A 20,254-nucleotide genomic window follows, 5' to 3' on the forward strand; every position below is an offset into this window, starting at 1 on the left:
CACTATATTCCTAAGAGTGACTTGTCTGCTAGTGAATTAGCTGCAGCTCGAGCCTTCCTAGCTGGGAAAGGTAATCAACCAAGCTCAGTTGGGTATCGTCCTTCAACAAATTCTTCTAGCAGTAGCTCATCAGAGACATCGAATAGTAGTTCATATGGACAAACGAATCAAAGCAATGTTGAGGCAAATACCAGAAGATGGACTCCAAGTGTTAGTCCACAAGTGGATAATAGCTATCAAGCTAGTCCGAGTGAAGACGTGTCCAGTCTATTGAAACAGCTTTATGCCTTGCCGCTTAGTCAACGACATGTGGAATCAGATGGACTTGTCTTTGATCCAGCACAGATTACAAGAAAAACTGCGAATGGTGTTGCAGTGCCACACGGAGATCATTATCACTTTATCCCTTATTCTCAAATGTCTGATTTAGAGCAGAAGATTGCAAGAATGATTTCTGAAAATTATCAAGGAAATCATACTACTGCAGGTGGTAAAGAATTAAAACCAATTCCGACTCCAAGCCTTCCAAATTTAATTCCGACTCCAATCCCTGCTCCAGAGCCTACCCCAATACCAAGTCCACAACCTGTACCAAATCCTCAACCAACTCCAAGCAATCCAATTGATGGAAAATTGGTAAAACAGGTGATTCGAAAGGTGGTTGATGGTTATGTCTTCGAAGAGAATGGAATTTCGCGTTATATTTCTGCCAAAGAACTTTCAGCAGAAACTGTTGCAGCCATTGATGATAAACTTGCCAAACAAGAAAGTTTGTCTCATGAGTTAGGAGCTAAGAAAACCAATCTTGCATCTGGTGATCAAAAATTTTACAACAAAGTTTATGATTTACTAGCAACAGTTCATCAAGATTTGATTTCCAATAAAGGGCGCCAAGCTGATTTTGACGCTTTGGATAGACTATTGGAACGTCTCAACGATGAGTCAAGTGATAAAGTCAAGTTAGTTGATGATATCCTTGCTTTTCTAGCACCGATTCGTCATCCAGAACGTTTAGGAAAACCAAATGCACAAATAGCTTACACAGATGATGAGATTCAGGTAGCCAAGTTGGCAGGCAAGTATACAACAGAAGATGGCTATATCTTTGATCCACGTGATATCACCAGTGATGAGGGGGATGCCTATGTAACTCCGCATATGAGCCACAGTCATTGGATTAAGAAAGATAGTTTGTCTGAAGCTGAAAGAGCAGCAGGTCAAGCTTATGCTAAAGAGAAAGGTTTGACGCCTCCTTCAACAAATCATCAAAGTTCAGGAAATACTGAGGCTAAGGGAGCAGAAGCGATTTACAATCGAGTAAAAGCAGCTAAGAAGGTACCACTTGACCGTATGCCTTACAATCTCCAACATACTGTGGAAGTTAAAAATGGAAGTTTGATTATACCTCATTATGACCATTATCATAACATCAAATTTGAGTGGTTTGACGAAGGACTTTATGAGGCACCTAAGGGGTATAGTTTAGAAGAGCTATTTGAAACTGTGAAGTATTATGTTGAACATCCAAATGAACGTCCGCATTCAGATAGTGGTTGGGGCAATGCGAGCGACCATGTTCAAAGAAACCACAATAGTCAAGCTGCTAACAATCAAACAGAGAAACCAACAGAGGAGAAACCTCAGACAGAAAAAATTGAGGAGGAAAAACCTCGCGAAGAAAAACCGAAAAATGAGAAAGCACAATCTCCAAAACCAAAAGAACCAGAGGAATCAGAAGAAGAATCACCATCGGAACCAGAGGAACATCAGGTTGAAACTGAAAAGGTTGAAGAAAAACTGAGAGAGGCGGAAGAGTTACTTAAAAAGATTAAGGATCCAATTCTTAAGTCCAATGCCAACGAAACTCTCACAGGATTAAAAAATAACCTGTTATTTGGTTCTCAGGATAACAATACTATTATGGCAGAAGCTGAAAAGCTATTAGTCTTGTTAAAGGAGAGTAAGTAACTATACAACTATTATAGAAGATAAAAAGGGAGCAGAATATGGATTCTGTTCTCTTTTTTATGAAATTGTGTAAAAATTCTTGACATATTTTCTAAATAAAGATAAACTATTTACTAGTTAATTAAATGGTTAAACACTAGTTAAGGAGTTATAGTGAAAAAGAGGACGATTTTAGTATTGATGACCAGTGTATTGGCTCTGGTATTAGCTGCTTGTGGGCAGAAGGAAAGCCAGTCGGGTAAAGGGATGAAAATTGTGACCAGTTTTTATCCTATCTATGCCATGGTCAAGGAAGTATCTGGTGACTTGAATGATGTTAGAATGATTCAGTCAAGTAGCGGAATTCACTCCTTCGAACCTTCGGCAAATGATATCGCAGCCATCTATGATGCAGATGTCTTTGTTTACCATTCTCATACGCTCGAATCTTGGGCAGGAAGTTTAGATCCCAATCTAAAAAAATCCAAAGTTAAGGTTTTAGAGGCTTCAGAAGGAATGACCTTGGACCGAGTCCCTGGTCTAGAAGATGTAGAAGCAGGTGAGGGAGTTGATGAAAAAACGCTCTATGACCCTCACACTTGGCTAGATCCTGACAAAGCTGGCGAAGAAGCCCAAATTATCGCTGATAAACTTTCAGAGGTTGATAGTGAGCATAAAGAAACTTATCAAAAAAATGCGCAAGCTTTTATCAAAAAAGCTCAAGAATTGACTAAGAAATTCCAGCCTAAATTTGAAAAAGCGACTCAGAAAACCTTTGTAACACAACATACAGCCTTTTCTTATCTAGCGAAGAGATTTGGACTTAATCAACTTGGTATTGCAGGTATCTCTCCTGAACAAGAACCAAGTCCACGACAACTAACAGAAATTCAGGAATTTGTTAAAACCTATAAGGTTAAAACGATTTTTACAGAAAGTAATGCTTCTTCGAAAGTAGCTGAAACTCTTGTCAAATCAACAGGTGTGGGTCTTAAAACTCTGAATCCTTTAGAGGCAGATCCACAAAACGACAAGACTTATCTAGAAAACCTAGAAGACAATATGAGTATTTTAGCAGAAGAATTGAAATGAGGAGATTATGAAAATAAATAAGAAGAAACTTGCTGCTGGTGCAGCTGTTGTCCTTTCTTTAAGTCTTTGTATTTATGCATTGAATCAACATCAGACAGGAGAGAATAAAGATACGAATCGTGTATCTTATGTCGATGGGAAACAAGACACTCCAAAAACAGAGACACAAACACCAGATCAAGTTAGCAAAAAAGAAGATATTCAGGCTGAACAGATTGTTGTGAAAATCACTGATCAAGGTTATGTGACTTCACACGGTGATCATTTCCATTATTATAATGGGAAAGTTCCTTTTGATGCGATTTTCAGTGAAGAACTTTTGATGAAAGATGCCAATTATCAACTTAAAGACGCTGATATTGTCAACGAAGTCAAAGGTGGTTACATTATCAAGGTGGATGGTAAGTATTATGTTTACCTTAAGGATGTGGCACATGCGGACAACGTTCGTTCGAAGGACGAAATTGAACGTCAAAAACAAGGACATACTCACGATGCACCAACATCTAATAGTGCAGTGGCGCTTGCTCAATCTCAAGGTCGCTATACTACTGATGATGGCTACATCTTTAATGCATCTGATATTATAGAGGATACTGGTGATGCTTATATCGTCCCTCACGGAGGGCATTACCACTACATTCCAAAGAGTTCCTTGTCTGCTAGTGAATTGGCTGCAGCTCAAGCTTATCTCTCTGGAACGAGAAATGAGCCTAGTGTGACTGACTATCGTCCAAGTACAAATGGGAATGGTCAAACTACCAAGCCTATTCAACAGGCTGAAATACCAAGTAATAAATCCGAGAGTCTTCAAAGTCTATTACAGCAGCTTTATGCTCTTCCAAGTACTCAACGATATGCTGAATCGGATGGTTTGACTTTTGACCCTGCTAAGATTTTAAGCAGGACACCGAGTGGTGTAGCGATTCCTCATGGAAATCACTATCATTTCATCCCCTATACAAAGCTTTCTGCATTAGAAGAAAAGATTGCGAGAATGATTCCTCTAGCTAGTGACAGTGTGAAACCAACACCATTGGAGAATCCAAGCAAACCAGCAGAAAAACCTACTCAGCAAAACCATCATCATGAGCAAGATGGTGACCATGATCATGCTTTTGATGCAGATAGAGTCATAAGTGAGGATGCGGCAGGCTTTGTCATGACTCATGGTGATCACAATCATTACTTCTTTAAGAAGGATCTAACACCAGGACAAATCAAGGCCGCGCAGGATCATTTGAGAGGTAAAACGCCAGTAACACCAAGCCCAGCCCATGATGATGGACACGATAAAGACAATCATGGCCACAAATATGATGAAGACCATGCTCACGGTTTTGATGCCGATCATGTCATCAGTGAGGATGAGCAAGGTTTTGTCATGTCACACGGTGACCATAATCATTATTTCTTCAAGAAGGACTTGACAGCAGACCAAATTAAGGCAGCTCAAGATCATTTAAGAGGTAAGACGCCAGTAACACCAAGTCCATCTCATGATGATCACGATGAAGAAGATCATGCTCACCATCACGGTGAAGACCATGCTCACGGTTTTGATGCCAATAGCGTCATCAGTGAAGATGTGTCAGGCTTTGTCATGAGTCACGGTGACCACAATCATTACTTCTTTAAGAAGGATCTAACACCAGAACAAATCAAGGCAGCGCAGGATCATTTAAGAGGTAAGACGCCAGTAACACCAAGTCCAGCCCATGATGATCACGATGAAGATACACACGGTCATCACCATGATGAACATGGCCATGATTTTGATGTCAATCGAATTATCAGTGAAGATGCGGCAGGCTTTGTCATGACTCATGGTGACCATAATCATTACTTCTTCAAGAAGGATTTGACAGCGGAGCAAATTAAGGCTGCACAGGATCATCTGAAAAGTAAAACGCCAGTAACACCAAGCCCAGCCCATGATGATGGACACGATAAAGACAATCATGGCCACAAACATGATGAAGACCATGCTCACGGTTTTGATGCTAATCGTGTCATCAGTGAGGATGAGCAAGGCTTTATTATGAGTCATGGTGACCATAATCATTACTTCTTCAAGAAGGATTTGACTGCTGATCAAATCAAGGCAGCGCAAGTCCACTTGAAAGAGGCAAATACAGCAACACCAAATCCAGCTCATGATGACGATGAAGATCATCATGGACACCATCATGATGAAGACCATGCTCACGGTTTTGATGACGATCGTGTCATCAGTGAGGATGAGCAAGGTTTTGTCATGACTCATGGTGACCACAATCATTACTTCTTTAAGAAGGATCTAACACCAGAACAAATCAAGGCAGCGCAGGATCATTTGAGAGGTAAAACGCCATCAGTACCAAGTCCAGCCCATGATGATGAACACGATAAAGATAATCATGGCCACAAACATGGTGAAGACCATGATCACGGTTTTGATACCAATAGCGTCATCAGTGAGGATGAGAGAGGTTTTGTAATGAGTCACGGTGATCATAATCATTACTTCTATAAGAAAGATTTGACAGCGGAGCAAATTAAGGCCGCCCAAGATTATCTGAAAAGTAAAACGCCAGTAACGCCAAGCACAGCAAATGATGATGAACACGATGAAGATCATCATGGACACCATCATGATGAAGACCATGATCACGGTTTTGATGCCGATCGTGTCATCAGTGAGGATGAGCAAGGTTTTGTCATGAGTCATGGTGACCACAATCATTACTTCTTCAAGAAGGATTTGACAGCAGAGCAAATTAAGGCAGCTCAGGATCATTTGAAAACACATCATGATGCAGAGCCTGTAAAACCTCTTGCTAAAACGGTAGAGTCTTTCTCAAGAGATGCTAGCGATGAAGAAAAGATTGCTTATATTTCGAAGACCTACGGTGTTCCACTTGAAGCGATTAGAATTTCAAACGGATTCTTTGTCTTTGGAAATCCAGACCAAGCCTACGACCCAACTCATATCCATCCCTATGCTGTTCGTAAAGAACATGTTCGGATTCCTCTTCAAACTGGCAATCCAGAACTTGATTTCCTAAATGAACTTTACACGACTGCTTTGCGAGATGGTGTGTCTCCTTATAGTTTACAGGTAGAAAATGGTAGTTTTGTGATTCCTCATGGCGACCATAATCACTACATCAAGGTTCAAACTAAGGGATATGAAGTAGCTTTGAAAAACAAGATTCCAGCCCTGCAATCCAATTATCAACCTGGAGCTTTTGATGAGAAGGCAGTCTTGGAGAAAGTAGATCAACTTCTAGCTGATAGCAGAAGTATCTACAAAGACAAGCCTATCGAACAAAGACAGATTGAGTTAGCCTTAGGTCAGTTTACTGAGAACATGAAGAAACTGGCAACTAACTCTACAGCAGGTTATCTTGCGACACTGGATCTCTTTGATAAGCAATATATCCATATTGATGAAAGTGTTAAGCCTGTTAAAACAAGCGCTCTAGATAAGAAATATCAAGCCTTGATTGATAAAATCAACACACTGGATACAGACTCTTATGGACTTCCTAAGAAAGACCTTCTCGTTCGACTTCAAGAGGCTAAGTTGGCAAAAGATGAGGCTGGTTTGGCAGCGGTTGAATCACAACTTCAAGCTCTTCAAGACTTTAATGATCGAACAGGTGTTACAACAGTTGAATACATCAAGTATTTCTACCAACACGTAAATGACGGTCGTTTGAGTGATGAACTTCGTAATAAAGTAGCTCAGTTGACTTGGACCTTGTATCAATCTCAATCCTTCCTTAAGGCAGCAGAATTGAACAAATTATTCCCAAGCATCTATCAGGCAAAACAAGAAGTGGAAGAAGCTTTGAAAGCTCAACCAACTACTGCTAAATCGATTCAGACTGTTCTAGATACTGAAAAAGTAGATAACCAAACTGCCAAGACAGCTATTTATGGCTTCTTGAAAGAATTGTACGGAGACTTTATGCCTGAAGAACATGTCAATCATGTTAGCAAGGAAGAAGTAGAAAGTCTTTTGAGCAAGGCAAATCAACTCTTGGAACAAATCCAAGAAGAAGGAATCAGACAATCCTTGGCAGAAGAAGTAGAAAATCTCAAAGCTGCCACAAACAAGGCTGACGCAGACTTGGATGAAGTAAACAGTCAGGTAAAAGATGTCTTGACTCGTATCGCTAGCGCCCTTCAACAAGAAAAGGAAAATGCTGAGCAAGATCCTCAGACACTTGTACTCTATCAAAAACTCTACGATATTCTTATCTCGCTTCATGCTTATTTAGAAAACAATAAGGGTTCTGATGCAGACTTTGATAAGGTGGATGCATTACTAGATCAACTTTCTGCTAAGAGTAAGGATAAAGCCGCTTTACTTGAATTGACAAAAGCTATTTTAGTCTTGAATCAAGAAATCAAGTCAAAATCAAGCGCAAGTGAAGAAGCAACTCCAGCAACAAATGCCGAAGCAAATGGTGATAAGACCAGTGCTGAGAACCGACCAAACGTAGTTGCAGAATCTAACAGTGAAACTGCTAGCGACGAAAACAAAGCAAGCAATACAACAGACTCTAAACCTGCTGAATCAGCTTCAGAAAAGGAAACAACAGAATCTACAACAAGTACTGGAAATCAAGAAAAACCAGCAGAATAAAAAGAAAGGCGAAGTAGCTGAGCTACCTCGTCTTTTTAGTCTCTATAAGCGACGATACCAATGATGGTATCAACTGCACGTTCCATGGTCTGAAGGCTGACGTATTCAAAACGTCCGTGCATATTTTCTCCTCCTGCAAAGATATTAGGAGTTGGGATTCCCATAAAGGAAATCTTAGAGCCGTCTGTCCCTCCACGAATTGGTTTGATAATAGGAGTGATACCTAAATCTTCCATAACGGATTTAGCAATGGTAATTGGAGTCATATCTTTTTCAATGACTTCTTTCATATTGTAGTACTGGTCTGTCAAGTTTAGAGTGACGCGGTCGCTACCAAGTTCTTGATTCATCTTATCAGTGATAGACTGCATAGCTGCTTTACGCGCTTCAAAGGCATCTTTTTCAAAATCACGAATGATGTAGCTTGCACGCGCTTCCTCAACACTACCTGTCACATCCATAAGATGATAGAATCCTTGGTAACCATCCGTTAACTCAGGTCGGTCATTCTCTGGAAGTTGCTTATGAAAATCAATTGCTAACTGAAGGGCGTTGACCATTTGTCCTTTGGCGGTACCAGGGTGGACATTGCGTCCTTGGAAATGCAATTCAGCCCCAGCTGCTGAAAAAGTTTCGTACTGAAGCTCACCTAGTGGCCCACCATCAACTGTGTAGGCAAAATCAACATCAAAATCTTCTGCATCAAATTTATTAGCACCGACACCGATTTCTTCATCTGGACCAAAACCAACACGAATCTCACAGTGTTTGATTTCAGGATGGGCAGTCAGATATTCAATAGCAGTCATAATTTCAGCAATACCTGACTTGTCATCAGCTCCTAGTAAGGTTGTTCCATCTGTTGTGATGAGTGTTTGTCCTGGATATTTTTCAAGACTCTTAAAGTCAGCTGGATCGAGTTTGAAATCAGAATTTCCAAGTTCAATCACACCCCCATCGTAGTTTTCAATTACCTGAGGATTAACTCTTTCGGCATTAAAATCAGCAGTATCCATGTGGGAGATGAAGCCAATTTTTCGTGTTAAAGACGGATCGTTGGCTGGCAAAGTTCCAATAGCAAAACCATTTGGTAGATAATAAACATTTTGTAATCCAACACGTTTCATTTCAGGAATTAGGACATTTGTCGCGAAGTCAACCTGACTCTGCGTACTTGGAGTAGTAGTAGAGTGTTCATCAGAGCGCGTGTTGACCTTAACGTAAGTTAAGAAGCGGTCCAAGAGATTGGGGTAAGTCATAAAAAACTCCTTTTGAATTCATTTTTTCCATTGTATCATATAAAGAAAAGAAAAACAAAAGACAGAAGTTAGGGAAATTCGCTATGTTAGCGTTTACTTATCAACGAATTAATGATAAAATAAACTTGATAAAAATATCACAAGGAAGTAGTTATGAAAAAAGCAATTTTAATGATGACATTCGGTTCGCCAGAAGAGATTACCTTTGAAGGTGTGGCTGATTTTTTCACAAATATTCGTCGTGGAGTGAGACCTCAAGACCATGAAATTCAAACACTCTATGATAATTATGTACGTATTGGAGGTACTCCTCTGCAAAAAATTACCCGTGAAGAGGTTGCCTTGGTAGAAGCTAGGTTGGGGGATGAATACGGTGTTTATTTTGCTAATAAGTTTTCCAAACCTTTTATTCCAGATGTGATTGGTCAGATGGAAGCAGACGGAATCGAGCAGTGTATTTGCTTGATTTTGGAGCCCCATTATTCTTTCTACTCTGTCATGGGTTATGAGAAATTTTTAGAAAGCAAGCAAATTCAATTTTTGGTCATTAAGGACTGGTATCAGGAAGAAGCGCTCTTAAACTATTGGGCAGATGAAATTGCTAAGATTTTAAAATATGAAGTGAAGCAAGATAGCTTTAAAGTCATTTTTTCAGCCCACAGTGTGCCCATTTTTGCCTTGGATTTTGGTGACCCTTATATTGACCAAATTTTTGAAAATAGCAAGTTAGTCGCTGAAAAACTAGGTTTGAGTTCTGAGCAATATACAAATACCTGGCAAAGTGAGAGTGATATCGGGATTCCATGGATTAAGCCAGATGTCTTGGAGTATCTTAGAGAACAGAAAGAACATCCAGACCATTATATTTTTGTACCTATTAGTTTTATCAGTGAGCACATTGAAGTCTTGTTTGACAACGATGTGGAATGTTATGACTTGTGTCAGGAATTTGGAATAAACTACCATCGTCCACCAATGCCAAATACGGATTCTCGTTTGATTGATGCCTTGGTTAATACCGTCAGAGCTAATGAGGACAAAGAATTTAAGGAATTTCTCCCAGAAGAAGAAACCTTTGATGAATTAGTTCCTTCAGATGAGACGAAAAATATCTTGGCCGAATCTCAAGATTTACAAATGCCAGAATTTGTGAAAAAATTGATTGAGAAAAAAGGTCGTGAAAATGTTAAGATGCCTTATCTTATTAAGAAAATGCTTGAGAAAGCAGGCAAGTTACCGAAAGAGTAAAGAAAAAAGGATTTAGCTTGATGCTAGATCCTTTTAATCGATTATTTTTTCTCAAGGAGAGCTTTGATTTCTTGAAGTACTTCCAACTCAGTTGGACCAGCTGGAGCTTCCTCAGCAGCTTCTTCTTTCTTAGTAAGGCTTTGAGCTTTTTCAATACCTTTGATAACAAAGAAGAGAACAGTACCGATAACTAGGAAGTTGATAACAGCACTCAAGAATTTACCATATGTAACACCATTCCAAGCAAGCTCAGCGATGTTTTGTACTTTCGCAGCTTCCAAGGCTGGATTCAAAATAAGTGGAGTGATGATATCGTTAACAAGTGATGTAACGATTGCACCAAAAGCAGAGGCAATGATCACACCGACAGCAAGGTCAACAACATTACCACGAAGCAAAAATGCTTTAAGATCTTTTAACATTTTCATTTTCCCTTTCAAAAAATTTTTACTCTTAATTATATATTAATTAAGAAGCTCTTGCAAGCTATATGCTTAAATTTTTTCTTATTTTTTAAAAATAAATACCTTACTAAAAATGTAATTGAGGATAATTATTAAGAATTGTGCAATAACTGTTTCAATACTATTCACCTTGTCCATATTATCATTTACAAATTGCCCGATAATATTAGGAAACTGAGTTACAAAGAGAAAAGTTAAAAACAAGTCTAAAAGAAAAGTAGAAAGACGTGCTATAGTAAATTTTACTAAACGGATTGACCAATTCTCCCTAGCTTGCTTAAACACGATTGTATCATTTGTGATAAAGGCAAAGAGGATACCGATACTATTTGCTAGTCCAGTAGCGAGAAGTTCTTTGTGTGTTAGTTGATAAATGACTAATCTAGATAGAATGGAGACAAGAGTAGTTGCTATTCCAAAAAAAATATAGGCTAAGAGCTCATTCACGAAGAGACTTTGAATGCGTTTTTTCATGCTTTTAGTATAGCATAAAGCAGGCTATTGTGCTATACTAGTAAGGTTGATTGAATCAACCCTTGGTGCTTAGCTTCTTTCACCAAGCATATTACACGCGGGAAACCGCCAAAGGAGAAAAGATGAAAAAATTAACTATTCGTGATGTTGCAGATATTGCAATCGTTGCTGCTATATATGTCGTTTTAACTGTCACACCACCTCTAAATGCCATTAGCTATGGTGCTTATCAGTTCCGTATTTCAGAAATGATGAACTTTATGGCTTTTTACAATCCTAAGTACATTATCGGAGTTACTATCGGTTGTATGATTGCTAATTTCTTTAGCTTCGGACTGCTAGATGTCTTTGTTGGTGGTGGATCAACCTTAGTATTCCTCAGTCTAGGTGTTTGGCTTTTTGCAAAATACAGCAAGGATTACCTCTTTAATGGATTGATTCGAAAAGATCATTTCTTCTTTTCAATCTTCTTTTCAATTTCCATGTTTACCATTGCTGCCGAGTTAAATATTGTAGCAGAATTACCATTTTTCCTTACTTGGTTTACAACAGGAATTGGTGAATTTGCCTCATTGATTATTGGCGCGATTATTATTGGTAAAATTGGTCGTCGAATTGATTTAAGTAAATAGAAAAAGACAGGCTAGGTAGCTATTACCTGGCTTTTTCTTATGGAAAATTTCTAAGAAAACTTGACAAGTTTTTCTAACTATAGTATACTTTTTAAGTAAGCTGATTTAGCTCAGTTGGCAGAGCGCATCCATGGTAAGGATGAGGTCGCCGGTTCAATCCCGGCAATTAGCATGATATTTACAGGGAAACTCTTGAACACAAGAGTTTTTTTCTTATGCTCGCGAGAAAAAATTCTGACTTTTGTATAATAAAAGTCATCCTGCAAAAATTTTTTATTGACAAAACCACTTATTTCTAGTAATATAATAGACGCGATGAGTCGATAGGTAGTCTTTGGACTACTATTGAGCATAAGGAGGTCATAACGCAGGAGCGGACCTTGATGAGTTGTGTGAACCTGCTCATCACATGAAGATGCCTCTTAGTCCCTGGTCTAGCGACTGGGGATTTTTATTTTTTAAAAAATAATGAAAAAGCTTTGCAATTCATGGAAAAAGTAGTATAATACATCTATTATAGAAATTTTTAGAAAATTCCGAAAGAGGTTATTTATGGGATATACAGTTGCTGTAGTCGGCGCGACAGGTGCTGTCGGAGCTCAGATGATAAAAATGTTGGAAGAATCAACCCTTCCAATCGATAAAATTCGTTTACTTGCTTCTGCACGTTCAGCAGGCAAGACTTTGAAATTTAAAGATCGAGATATTACGATTGAAGAAACGACTGAAACAGCTTTTGAAGGAGTTGATATTGCACTCTTTTCAGCAGGTGGTTCTACATCAGCTAAGTATGCACCATACGCAGTAAAATCTGGCGCGGTAGTAGTAGATAATACATCTTACTTCCGTCAAAATCCAGATGTTCCTTTAGTTGTACCAGAGGTCAATGCTCATGCACTTGATGCCCACAACGGTATTATTGCCTGCCCTAACTGTTCAACAATCCAAATGATGGTAGCACTTGAGCCAGTTCGCCAAAAATGGGGCTTGGACCGTATCATTGTTTCAACTTACCAAGCAGTTTCTGGTGCTGGTATGGGAGCAATTCTTGAGACACAACGTGAACTTCATGAAGTCTTGAATGATGGGGTAAACCCACGTGATTTGCATGCGGAAATCTTGCCTTCAGGTGGGGATAAGAAACATTATCCTATCGCTTTTAATGCTCTTCCACAAATCGATGTCTTCACTGACAATGATTACACTTACGAAGAGATGAAGATGACTAAGGAAACTAAGAAAATTATGGAAGATGACAGCATTGCAGTATCTGCAACATGTGTGCGTATTCCAGTCTTGTCAGCTCACTCTGAGTCTGTTTACATCGAAACAAAAGAAGTGGCTCCAATTGAAGAAGTAAAAGCAGCTATTGCAGCCTTCCCAGGTGCTGTCCTTGAAGATGATGTGGCTCATCAAATTTATCCTCAAGCCATCAATGCCGTGGGTTCACGTGATACCTTTGTTGGTCGTATCCGTAAAGACTTGGATGCAGAAAAAGGAATTCACATGTGGGTTGTTTCAGATAACCTTCTCAAAGGTGCTGCTTGGAATTCAGTTCAGATTGCTGAAACTTTGCACGAACGTGGCTTAGTTCGTCCAACGGCCGAATTGAAATTTGAATTAAAATAGTCATATTGTTTAGGAGTTCAGATGAACTCCTTCTTTGAAATAGAGAGGTGTTTCTCATGTCTTATCAAGATTTAAAAGAGTGTAAAATCATCACAGCCTTTATTACTCCCTTCCACGAGGATGGTTCCATCAACTTTGATGCCATTCCAGCCTTGATTGAGCATTTATTGGCCCATCATACAGACGGCATTCTTCTTGCAGGGACGACAGCTGAAAGTCCAACCTTGACCCACGATGAAGAGTTGGAACTCTTTGCGGCTGTACAAAAAGTTGTCAATGGACGCGTTCCTTTGATTGCAGGTGTTGGTACCAATGATACGCGTGACTCTATTGAGTTTGTCAAAGAAGTAGCAGAATTTGGTGGTTTTGCAGCTGGACTTGCTATTGTGCCTTACTACAACAAACCTTCTCAAGAAGGGATGTACCAGCACTTTAAAGCCATTGCAGATGCTTCTGACCTACCAATTATTATCTATAACATTCCAGGGCGTGTAGTGGTAGAATTAACTCCAGAAACTATGCTTCGCTTGGCTGATCATCCAAATATTATTGGTGTCAAAGAATGTACTAGCTTGGCCAATATGGCTTACTTGATTGAGCACAAGCCTGAAGAATTCTTGATTTATACAGGTGAGGATGGTGATGCTTTTCATGCCATGAACCTTGGTGCGGATGGGGTTATTTCTGTTGCATCCCATACAAATGGGGATGAAATGCACGAGATGTTTACTGCCATTGCAGAAAGTAATATGAAGAAAGCCGCAGCTATTCAACGTAAATTCATTCCTAAGGTTAATGCCCTCTTTTCATATCCAAGTCCTGCTCCAGTTAAGGCAGTTCTTAACTATATGGGATTTGAAGCTGGACCAACTCGTTTACCTCTTGTTCCAGCACCAGAAGAAGATGCCAAACGCATTATCAAGGTTGTCGTAGATGGCGACTACGAAGCGACTAAGGCAACCGTAACAGGGGTCTTAAGACCAGATTACTAATAAAGACAATAAAATCCATGACCGCAAGAACGATCATGGATTTTTCTTATTTTCCTAAACAGAATTGGCTAAAGAGCTGGGTAATGAGTTCATCTGGAGCAGCATCTCCAGTGATTTCTCCGAGAATTTCCCAAGTACGGGTCAAGTCAACTTGAAGCAAGTCAACTGGCATTCCCAGTTCAAGACCTTCATTAACAGCTTGAAGGCTTTCAACAGCCTTTTCAATTAGGGAAATGTGACGTGCGTTAGACAAGTAAGTAGCATCTTGTTCAACCAAACCAGCATTTTCAAAGAAGAGGTTGTTGATTCTCTCTTCAATCTTATCAATATTTTGGTTTTTAAGGACTGAAATACGAATAACGTCTTCAGGTAGTTCCGAAGTTTCAATCGCTTCAGGCAGGTCGGTTTTATTAAGTAAAATAATGCGGTTGGTATCCTGACTGATTTCTAAGAGTTGTCTGTCTTGAGTAGTCAGTGGTTCACTGGCATTTAGCACTAGTAAAATCAAGTCAGCTTCCTTAAGGGCTTTTTTTGAACGCTCAACTCCAATTTGTTCCACGATGTCATCCGTTTCGCGGATACCAGCTGTGTCAATCAATTTTAGGGGAACACCGTTGATGTTGACGTATTCTTCGATGACATCACGTGTAGTGCCAGCAATATCAGTGACGATTGCTTTGTCCTCACGCAAGAGATTGTTGAGAAGGCTAGATTTTCCAACGTTGGGACGACCGATGATGGCTGTGGAAATTCCTTCACGAAGGATTTTACCGCGACGGGCTGTTCTAAGGAGATTAGTTAGTAATTGTTCAAACTCCATTGTCTTTTCTCGGACCACAGCAGTAGTCGCTGCTTCAACATCGTCATACTCAGGATAGTCAATATTCACCTCGACTTGGGCAAGTGTGTTAAGGATTTCTTGACGGGTATTATTAATCAGGTCAGAAAGGGAACCGTCCAATTGTTTGACTGCAATGTTCATAGCCTTGTCTGTCTTAGCACGGATGATGTCCATAACGGCTTCAGCCTGAGTCAAGTCAACACGTCCATTTAGGAAGGCACGTTTAGTAAATTCACCAGGTTCAGCCAATCGAGCTCCTTCACGGATAGCTAGCTGGAGAATCTCATTGGTCACCGCAATCCCACCGTGGGTGTTAATCTCGATAATATCTTCACGAGTGAAGGTTTTTGGAGATTTCATAGCCCCAACCATAACCTCGTCCATGACTTTTCCTGTCTGAGGGTCAACGATGTGACCGTAGTTGAGAGTGTGGCTGGCAACCTTGTTCAAGTCTTTTCCTTTAAAAATCTTTTGCGCAATAGCAAAACTTTCTGTTCCGCTCAGGCGGACAATACCAATAGCACCTTCACCTAGGGGAGTAGAGATAGCAGCGATGGTATCAAATTCACGTGTAATCATAATGTTTCCTTTAATAAATAGCTCTTTTCTTGGAAATTTTTCCAAGTCTCTTTTCAAATTGTAACAAATTTGAACTATTTCTTCAATGGATGCTACTTGGAGATTGAAAAAGCCTAAGCAATTCTGCTTAAGCTAGCTTATTTGGTGCGCATTTCACCTTGAGGGAAGTAAGTTCCTTCTGGCATGTCGTTGATGATGACATGAACAGCTGATTGAGGGGCTCCAGTGTTGCGGACAACCGCTTCCGTTACTTCCTTAGCAAGAGCTTTCTTTTGCTCGAGCGTGCGTCCTTCAAATAAATCGATGCGTACAAATGGCATAATGGCTTCCTCCACTAGTTTTGATTTCTTCTATTTTACCACATTTTGCCGTTTAAAGCTTAAGAAAATTATGATATACTAGAATGTAGCAAAAATTTAGAAATGGACGTGAAGCAAGAAACATGGCACAGTTGTATTATCGTTATGGGACCATGAACTCTGGAAAGACAATCGAGATTCTCAAGGTGGCCTATAACTATGAGGAGCAAGGAAAAGGTGTTGTAATTATGACCTCGGCTCTGGATACGCGTGACGGTATTGGCTATGTGTCGAGTCGAATTGGCATGAAGCGCCCAGCTATTGCGATTGAGGAAACGACTGATATTTTTGGATTTATTCGTGATTTACCAGACACACCTTACTGTGTGTTGGTCGATGAGGCCCAGTTTCTCAAACGTCACCATGTTTACGATCTAGCTCGTGTTGTTGATGAGTTAGACATACCTGTCATGGCTTTTGGTTTGAAAAATGACTTTCGCAATGAACTATTCGAAGGTTCCAAGTATCTCTTGCTTTTAGCAGACAAGATTGACGAAATCAAGACCATTTGCCAGTATTGTAAGAAAAAGGCGACCATGGTTTTGCGAACACAGGATGGACTGCCCGTTTACGATGGAGAACAGATCCAGATTGGTGGTAATGAAACCTATATCTCAGTTTGCCGTAAACATTATTTTGCGCCAATGATAACCTCTAACAAGGAGCAAAACTATGACAATTGAACTAAGAGATGTTACAATGGAAAATTATTTTGATGTTTTGAATTTGGATGTCAAGGAATATCAAAAACAATTCATTGCAACCAACGCAATTAGTTTAGCTGAAGCATACGTCTACACTAAAAATGGAGATTTTGTAGCTCCATTGGCAGTTTATGATAATGATGCAATTATAGGTTTTGTGATGTTAGCTTATGACAAAAAAATCGGAATTAGTAATGGAAATTATTTACTATTTCGTTTTATGATTGATAAGAATTTTCAAAACCAAGGATATTTTAAACCAATTATGGATAATGTGCTAGACTATGTTCGGACAGCGCCAGCAGGTTTAGCCAATAAACTTTGGTTGTCTTATGAACCAGAAAATGAACATGCAAGATCTTGTTACCTCAGTTATGGATTTAAAGAAACTGGGGAAATATTTGAGAACGAAGTAGTAGCAGTCTATGATTTAACAATTGAGAAATAAGGAGAAAAAATGAACATCTATGATCAACTACAAGCTGTAGAAGACCGTTATGAAGAATTAGGAGAGTTGCTCAGTGACCCAGATGTGGTTTCGGACACCAAGCGTTTCATGGAGCTTTCAAAAGAAGAGGCTTCAAGTCGTGATACGGTAACAGCCTACCGTGAGTATAAACAAGTCCTTCAAAACATCGTTGACGCTGAAGAAATGATTAAGGAGTCAGGTGGAGATGCTGACTTGGAAGAAATGGCCAAGCAAGAACTCAAAGATGCTAAGGCTGAAAAAGAAGAATACGAAGAGAAACTGAAAATCTTGCTCCTTCCTAAAGATCCAAACGATGACAAGAACATCATCCTAGAAATCCGTGGAGCAGCTGGTGGAGACGAAGCATCACTTTTCGCTGGAGATTTGCTAACCATGTACCAAAAGTATGCTGAAGCTCAGGGATGGCGCTTTGAAGTTATGGAAGCTTCTATGAACGGTGTCGGTGGTTTCAAAGAAGTCGTTGCCATGGTTTCAGGTCAGTCTGTTTACTCTAAGCTTAAGTACGAATCAGGTGCCCACCGTGTGCAACGTGTTCCTGTGACAGAAAGCCAAGGCCGTGTCCATACATCAACTGCGACAGTTCTTGTCATGCCTGAAGTGGAAGAAGTGGAATACGATATCGATCCAAAAGACCTTCGTGTCGACATCTATCACGCCTCAGGTGCTGGTGGACAGAACGTCAATAAGGTTGCAACTGCCGTTCGTATCGTTCACTTGCCAACCAATATCAAGGTTGAGATGCAGGAAGAACGTACCCAACAGAAAAACCGTGAGAAGGCCATGAAAATCATCCGTGCGCGTGTTGCTGACCACTTTGCTCAGATTGCTCAAGATGAACAAGATGCTGAGCGTAAGTCAACAATCGGTACTGGTGACCGTTCAGAACGGATTCGTACTTATAACTTCCCACAAAACCGTGTCACAGACCACCGTATCGGCTTAACTCTCCAAAAACTAGATACCATCTTGTCTGGTAAATTGGATGAAGTTGTGGACGCCTTGGTGCTCTATGACCAAACGCAAAAACTAGAAGAATTAAACAAATAATGAAATTAGCTCAATTATTTTCAGATTTTGAAGAAGAGTTGATAAGACAAGGAGAGGAAGCTGAAAGCCTCTCTTTTGTCTATCGTAGCTTGAAAAATCTCTCTTTTACAGACTTTGTCTTTGCCCTCCAGCAAGAGGTGACAAAAGAGGAAGAAAAAGAGTTTGTAGAGGAAATTTACACGAAACTAGCAAATCATATACCTGCCCAGTACATTATCGGCTATGCTGAATTCTTTGGGATCCAGTTAAAAGTAGATGAGCGGGTCTTGATTCCTCGTCCAGAAACAGAGGAGTTGGTGGAGCTTATCCTAGCTGAAAATCCTGAGACGAATCTTTCTGTTCTGGATATTGGAACAGGTAGTGGAGCTATTACTCTCGCTCTAGCAAAAAATAGACCAGATTGGTCAATGACAGCAGCAGACATTTCCCAAGAGTCCCTTGACCTTGCATCCGAGAATGCTAAAAATCAAAAATTTAATATATTTTTTAAAAAATCTGATTGTTTTGCAGAAATTTCTGAAAAATATGATATAATTGTATCCAATCCACCCTATATCTCTCGTGAAGATGAGTCAGAGGTAGGCTTGAATGTTTTGTATTCAGAGCCTCATCTAGCTCTCTTTGCAGACGAGGATGGCCTAGCTATTTACCGTAGAATTGCGGAAGATGCAAAGTACCATCTTAAGGATGGTGGTAAGATTTACCTTGAAATTGGATACAAGCAAGGTCAAAGTGTTCCTGATCTTTTTAGGAAACATCTTCCTGAAAAAAGAGTACGAACACTCAAGGACCAATTTGGTCAAGATAGGATGGTCGTGATTGATGATGGACAGGATTAGACAAGAGTTGGAAAAGGGTGGGGCAGTTATTTTACCTACAGAGACAGTTTACGGTCTCTTTGCCAAGGCTCTAGACGAAAAAGCAGTTGATCATGTATACCAGCTCAAACGTCGTCCTAGAGATAAGGCACTCAATCTCAATATCGCCTCTCTAGAGGACATCTTGAACTTTTCTAAGAATCAGCCATCTTATCTGCAAAAACTTGTAGAGACCTTTTTGCCAGGCCCCTTGACCCTTATTCTTGAAGCAAATGATAGAGTTCCCTATTGGGTCAATTCTGGCCTTGAAACTGTTGGATTTCGGATGCCTAGTCATCCCATTACGCTGGATTTGATTCGCGAGACAGGTCCCTTGATTGGGCCGTCTGCCAATATTTCAGGTCGGGCTAGTGGAGTGATCTTTGCTCAAATTCTAGAGGATTTTGACCAAGAGGTTTTGGGGCTAGAAGACGATGCTTTTCTAACTGGACAGGATTCAACTATTTTGGATTTGTCTGGAGACAAGGTGAAAATCTTGCGCCAAGGGGCGATTAAGCGAGAAGATATTCTTGCACGGTTGCCAGAGATTTCTTTTGAGGAGGAATGAGATGCTAAGAGATTTGCAAGAAATAGATGTGAAAGCTATATGTGACATTAACCAAGATGCTTTGGGCTATTCTTTTAATCCAGAGGAAACGGCTAGTCAATTAGTTAGACTATCTCAGGATCCCCATCATTTCCTACTTGGCTATGAGGATGAAGACAGTCATGTCTTACTTGGTTATGTCCACGCTGAGGTTTACGAATCCCTTTATTCCAAAGCAGGATTTAATATCTTAGCCTTAGCAGTTTTACCTCAAGCGCAAGGTCAAGGTATCGGTAAAAGCTTACTGCAAGGGTTGGAGCAAGAAGCAAAAAGACGCGGCTATGGGTTTATCCGCTTAAACTCTGCCGATCATCGTCTGGGTGCTCATGCATTTTATGAAAAAGTTGGTTATACTTGTGATAAAGTGCAGAAACGGTTTATTCGCATCTTTTAGTTT

General features: G+C 39.9%; 18 protein-coding genes, 1 tRNA gene and 1 riboswitch. Of the genes, 14 read left to right on the forward strand and 5 right to left on the reverse strand.

All coding sequences use genetic code 11. The features are described from left to right. From MK482_RS02190 to MK482_RS02200, 3 genes are all read left to right on the forward strand, one after another. On the forward strand, positions 1-1,968 hold a 1,968-nt coding region (locus MK482_RS02190), incomplete at its 5' end, for a pneumococcal-type histidine triad protein (RefSeq protein WP_268717852.1). A gap of 180 nt (positions 1,969-2,148) precedes the next feature. After that, positions 2,149-3,039 (forward strand): zinc-binding lipoprotein AdcAII, encoded by an 891-nt coding sequence (adcAII, locus tag MK482_RS02195; RefSeq protein ID WP_419151643.1) that lies wholly within the window; start codon positions 2,149-2,151, stop codon positions 3,037-3,039. A gap of 7 nt (positions 3,040-3,046) precedes the next feature. Beyond that, a complete protein-coding gene (locus MK482_RS02200; protein ID WP_268717854.1) occupies positions 3,047-7,675 on the forward strand; it encodes a pneumococcal-type histidine triad protein in 4,629 nt (1,542 codons plus the stop codon). 35 nt (positions 7,676-7,710) lie between these two features. Here MK482_RS02200 and pepT read toward each other — a convergent pair whose 3' ends face one another. Next, positions 7,711-8,934 (reverse strand): peptidase T, encoded by a 1,224-nt coding sequence (gene pepT, locus MK482_RS02205; protein ID WP_268717855.1) that lies wholly within the window; start codon positions 8,932-8,934, stop codon positions 7,711-7,713. 153 nt (positions 8,935-9,087) lie between these two features. Here pepT and hemH point away from each other — a divergent pair, with 153 nt between their 5' ends. Beyond that, positions 9,088-10,182, forward strand: coding sequence for a ferrochelatase (gene hemH, locus MK482_RS02210; RefSeq protein WP_268717856.1), 1,095 nt, complete (start codon positions 9,088-9,090; stop codon positions 10,180-10,182). A gap of 41 nt (positions 10,183-10,223) precedes the next feature. On the opposite strand, the gene mscL is transcribed toward hemH, so the two are convergent. After that, entirely contained in the window at positions 10,224-10,604 is a 381-nt protein-coding gene (gene mscL, locus MK482_RS02215; protein WP_000910203.1) for a large conductance mechanosensitive channel protein MscL, read from the reverse strand. Positions 10,605-10,688: 84 nt separating this feature from the next. After that, positions 10,689-11,120, reverse strand: a complete 432-nt coding sequence (locus MK482_RS02220; RefSeq protein ID WP_268717857.1) for a GtrA family protein — start codon at positions 11,118-11,120, stop codon at positions 10,689-10,691. 28 nt (positions 11,121-11,148) lie between these two features. Beyond that, positions 11,149-11,245, forward strand: a riboswitch (PreQ1 riboswitch). Between MK482_RS02220 and MK482_RS02225 the strand changes: the two genes are divergently transcribed. The 4 genes from MK482_RS02225 (at position 11,243) to dapA (ending at position 14,373) form a co-directional block, all read left to right on the forward strand. Then, entirely contained in the window at positions 11,243-11,752 is a 510-nt protein-coding gene (locus MK482_RS02225; protein WP_125411593.1) for a QueT transporter family protein, read from the forward strand. (Overlaps the previous riboswitch by 3 nt.) A gap of 99 nt (positions 11,753-11,851) precedes the next feature. Beyond that, positions 11,852-11,924 (forward strand) — tRNA-Thr (locus MK482_RS02230). A 380-nt stretch (positions 11,925-12,304) separates the two neighbouring features. Then, a complete protein-coding gene (locus MK482_RS02235; RefSeq protein WP_268717858.1) occupies positions 12,305-13,381 on the forward strand; it encodes an aspartate-semialdehyde dehydrogenase in 1,077 nt (358 codons plus the stop codon). A gap of 56 nt (positions 13,382-13,437) precedes the next feature. Next, positions 13,438-14,373 (forward strand): 4-hydroxy-tetrahydrodipicolinate synthase, encoded by a 936-nt coding sequence (gene dapA / locus MK482_RS02240; RefSeq protein ID WP_268717859.1) that lies wholly within the window; start codon positions 13,438-13,440, stop codon positions 14,371-14,373. Positions 14,374-14,419: 46 nt separating this feature from the next. On the opposite strand, the gene mnmE is transcribed toward dapA, so the two are convergent. Beyond that, positions 14,420-15,793 (reverse strand): tRNA uridine-5-carboxymethylaminomethyl(34) synthesis GTPase MnmE, encoded by a 1,374-nt coding sequence (gene mnmE, locus MK482_RS02245; RefSeq protein WP_268717860.1) that lies wholly within the window; start codon positions 15,791-15,793, stop codon positions 14,420-14,422. Between the two features lie 137 nt (positions 15,794-15,930). Beyond that, the gene (locus MK482_RS02250) at positions 15,931-16,113 is read right to left on the reverse strand and encodes a 4-oxalocrotonate tautomerase (RefSeq protein ID WP_001117401.1); all 183 of its coding nucleotides are present in this window, start codon (positions 16,111-16,113) and stop codon (positions 15,931-15,933) included. A gap of 122 nt (positions 16,114-16,235) precedes the next feature. Between MK482_RS02250 and MK482_RS02255 the strand changes: the two genes are divergently transcribed. From MK482_RS02255 to MK482_RS02280, 6 genes are read left to right on the forward strand one after another with little or no spacing between them, the layout of a single operon-like run. Beyond that, entirely contained in the window at positions 16,236-16,835 is a 600-nt protein-coding gene (locus tag MK482_RS02255) for a thymidine kinase (RefSeq protein WP_124788357.1), read from the forward strand. Continuing rightward, positions 16,825-17,304 carry a GNAT family N-acetyltransferase gene (locus MK482_RS02260; RefSeq protein WP_268717861.1) on the forward strand — a complete coding sequence of 160 codons (480 nt, stop codon included), beginning with the start codon at positions 16,825-16,827 and terminating at the stop codon, positions 17,302-17,304. The genes MK482_RS02255 and MK482_RS02260 overlap by 11 nt, the downstream gene beginning before the upstream one ends. Positions 17,305-17,313: 9 nt before the next feature. Continuing rightward, the gene (gene prfA, locus MK482_RS02265) at positions 17,314-18,393 is read left to right on the forward strand and encodes a peptide chain release factor 1 (RefSeq protein WP_268717862.1); all 1,080 of its coding nucleotides are present in this window, start codon (positions 17,314-17,316) and stop codon (positions 18,391-18,393) included. After that, complete coding sequence (gene prmC, locus MK482_RS02270) at positions 18,393-19,232, forward strand: peptide chain release factor N(5)-glutamine methyltransferase (protein ID WP_268717863.1); 840 nt, start codon at positions 18,393-18,395, stop codon at positions 19,230-19,232. Before prfA ends, prmC begins: the two co-directional genes overlap by 1 nt. Further along, positions 19,216-19,818 carry an L-threonylcarbamoyladenylate synthase gene (locus MK482_RS02275; protein WP_268717864.1) on the forward strand — a complete coding sequence of 201 codons (603 nt, stop codon included), beginning with the start codon at positions 19,216-19,218 and terminating at the stop codon, positions 19,816-19,818. The genes prmC and MK482_RS02275 overlap by 17 nt, the downstream gene beginning before the upstream one ends. 1 nt (position 19,819) lies before the next feature. Next, the gene (locus MK482_RS02280; RefSeq protein WP_268717865.1) at positions 19,820-20,251 is read left to right on the forward strand and encodes a GNAT family N-acetyltransferase; all 432 of its coding nucleotides are present in this window, start codon (positions 19,820-19,822) and stop codon (positions 20,249-20,251) included. The last annotated feature ends 3 nt before the right edge of the window (positions 20,252-20,254 follow it).

Origin of the sequence: Streptococcus mitis, from assembly GCF_026782865.1 — a bacterium.
Lineage (GTDB): Bacteria > Bacillota > Bacilli > Lactobacillales > Streptococcaceae > Streptococcus > Streptococcus mitis_CG.

What these genes read in the sequence shown, in the direction of transcription:
- hemH (WP_268717856.1), top strand. Translation starts at nt 9,088, where the DNA reads ATGAAAAAAGCAATTTTAATGATGACATTCGGTTCGCCAGAAGAGATT.
- MK482_RS02220 (WP_268717857.1), bottom strand. Translation starts at nt 11,120, where the DNA reads ATGAAAAAACGCATTCAAAGTCTCTTCGTGAATGAGCTCTTAGCCTAT.
- MK482_RS02275 (WP_268717864.1), top strand. Translation starts at nt 19,216, where the DNA reads ATGATGGACAGGATTAGACAAGAGTTGGAAAAGGGTGGGGCAGTTATT.
- MK482_RS02225 (WP_125411593.1), top strand. Translation starts at nt 11,243, where the DNA reads ATGAAAAAATTAACTATTCGTGATGTTGCAGATATTGCAATCGTTGCT.
- MK482_RS02250 (WP_001117401.1), bottom strand. Translation starts at nt 16,113, where the DNA reads ATGCCATTTGTACGCATCGATTTATTTGAAGGACGCACGCTCGAGCAA.
- prfA (WP_268717862.1), top strand. Translation starts at nt 17,314, where the DNA reads ATGAACATCTATGATCAACTACAAGCTGTAGAAGACCGTTATGAAGAA.
- dapA (WP_268717859.1), top strand. Translation starts at nt 13,438, where the DNA reads ATGTCTTATCAAGATTTAAAAGAGTGTAAAATCATCACAGCCTTTATT.
- mnmE (WP_268717860.1), bottom strand. Translation starts at nt 15,793, where the DNA reads ATGATTACACGTGAATTTGATACCATCGCTGCTATCTCTACTCCCCTA.
- adcAII (WP_419151643.1), top strand. Translation starts at nt 2,149, where the DNA reads ATGACCAGTGTATTGGCTCTGGTATTAGCTGCTTGTGGGCAGAAGGAA.
- MK482_RS02260 (WP_268717861.1), top strand. Translation starts at nt 16,825, where the DNA reads ATGACAATTGAACTAAGAGATGTTACAATGGAAAATTATTTTGATGTT.
- pepT (WP_268717855.1), bottom strand. Translation starts at nt 8,934, where the DNA reads ATGACTTACCCCAATCTCTTGGACCGCTTCTTAACTTACGTTAAGGTC.
- MK482_RS02255 (WP_124788357.1), top strand. Translation starts at nt 16,236, where the DNA reads ATGGCACAGTTGTATTATCGTTATGGGACCATGAACTCTGGAAAGACA.
- MK482_RS02200 (WP_268717854.1), top strand. Translation starts at nt 3,047, where the DNA reads ATGAAAATAAATAAGAAGAAACTTGCTGCTGGTGCAGCTGTTGTCCTT.
- MK482_RS02280 (WP_268717865.1), top strand. Translation starts at nt 19,820, where the DNA reads ATGCTAAGAGATTTGCAAGAAATAGATGTGAAAGCTATATGTGACATT.
- prmC (WP_268717863.1), top strand. Translation starts at nt 18,393, where the DNA reads ATGAAATTAGCTCAATTATTTTCAGATTTTGAAGAAGAGTTGATAAGA.
- MK482_RS02235 (WP_268717858.1), top strand. Translation starts at nt 12,305, where the DNA reads ATGGGATATACAGTTGCTGTAGTCGGCGCGACAGGTGCTGTCGGAGCT.
- mscL (WP_000910203.1), bottom strand. Translation starts at nt 10,604, where the DNA reads ATGTTAAAAGATCTTAAAGCATTTTTGCTTCGTGGTAATGTTGTTGAC.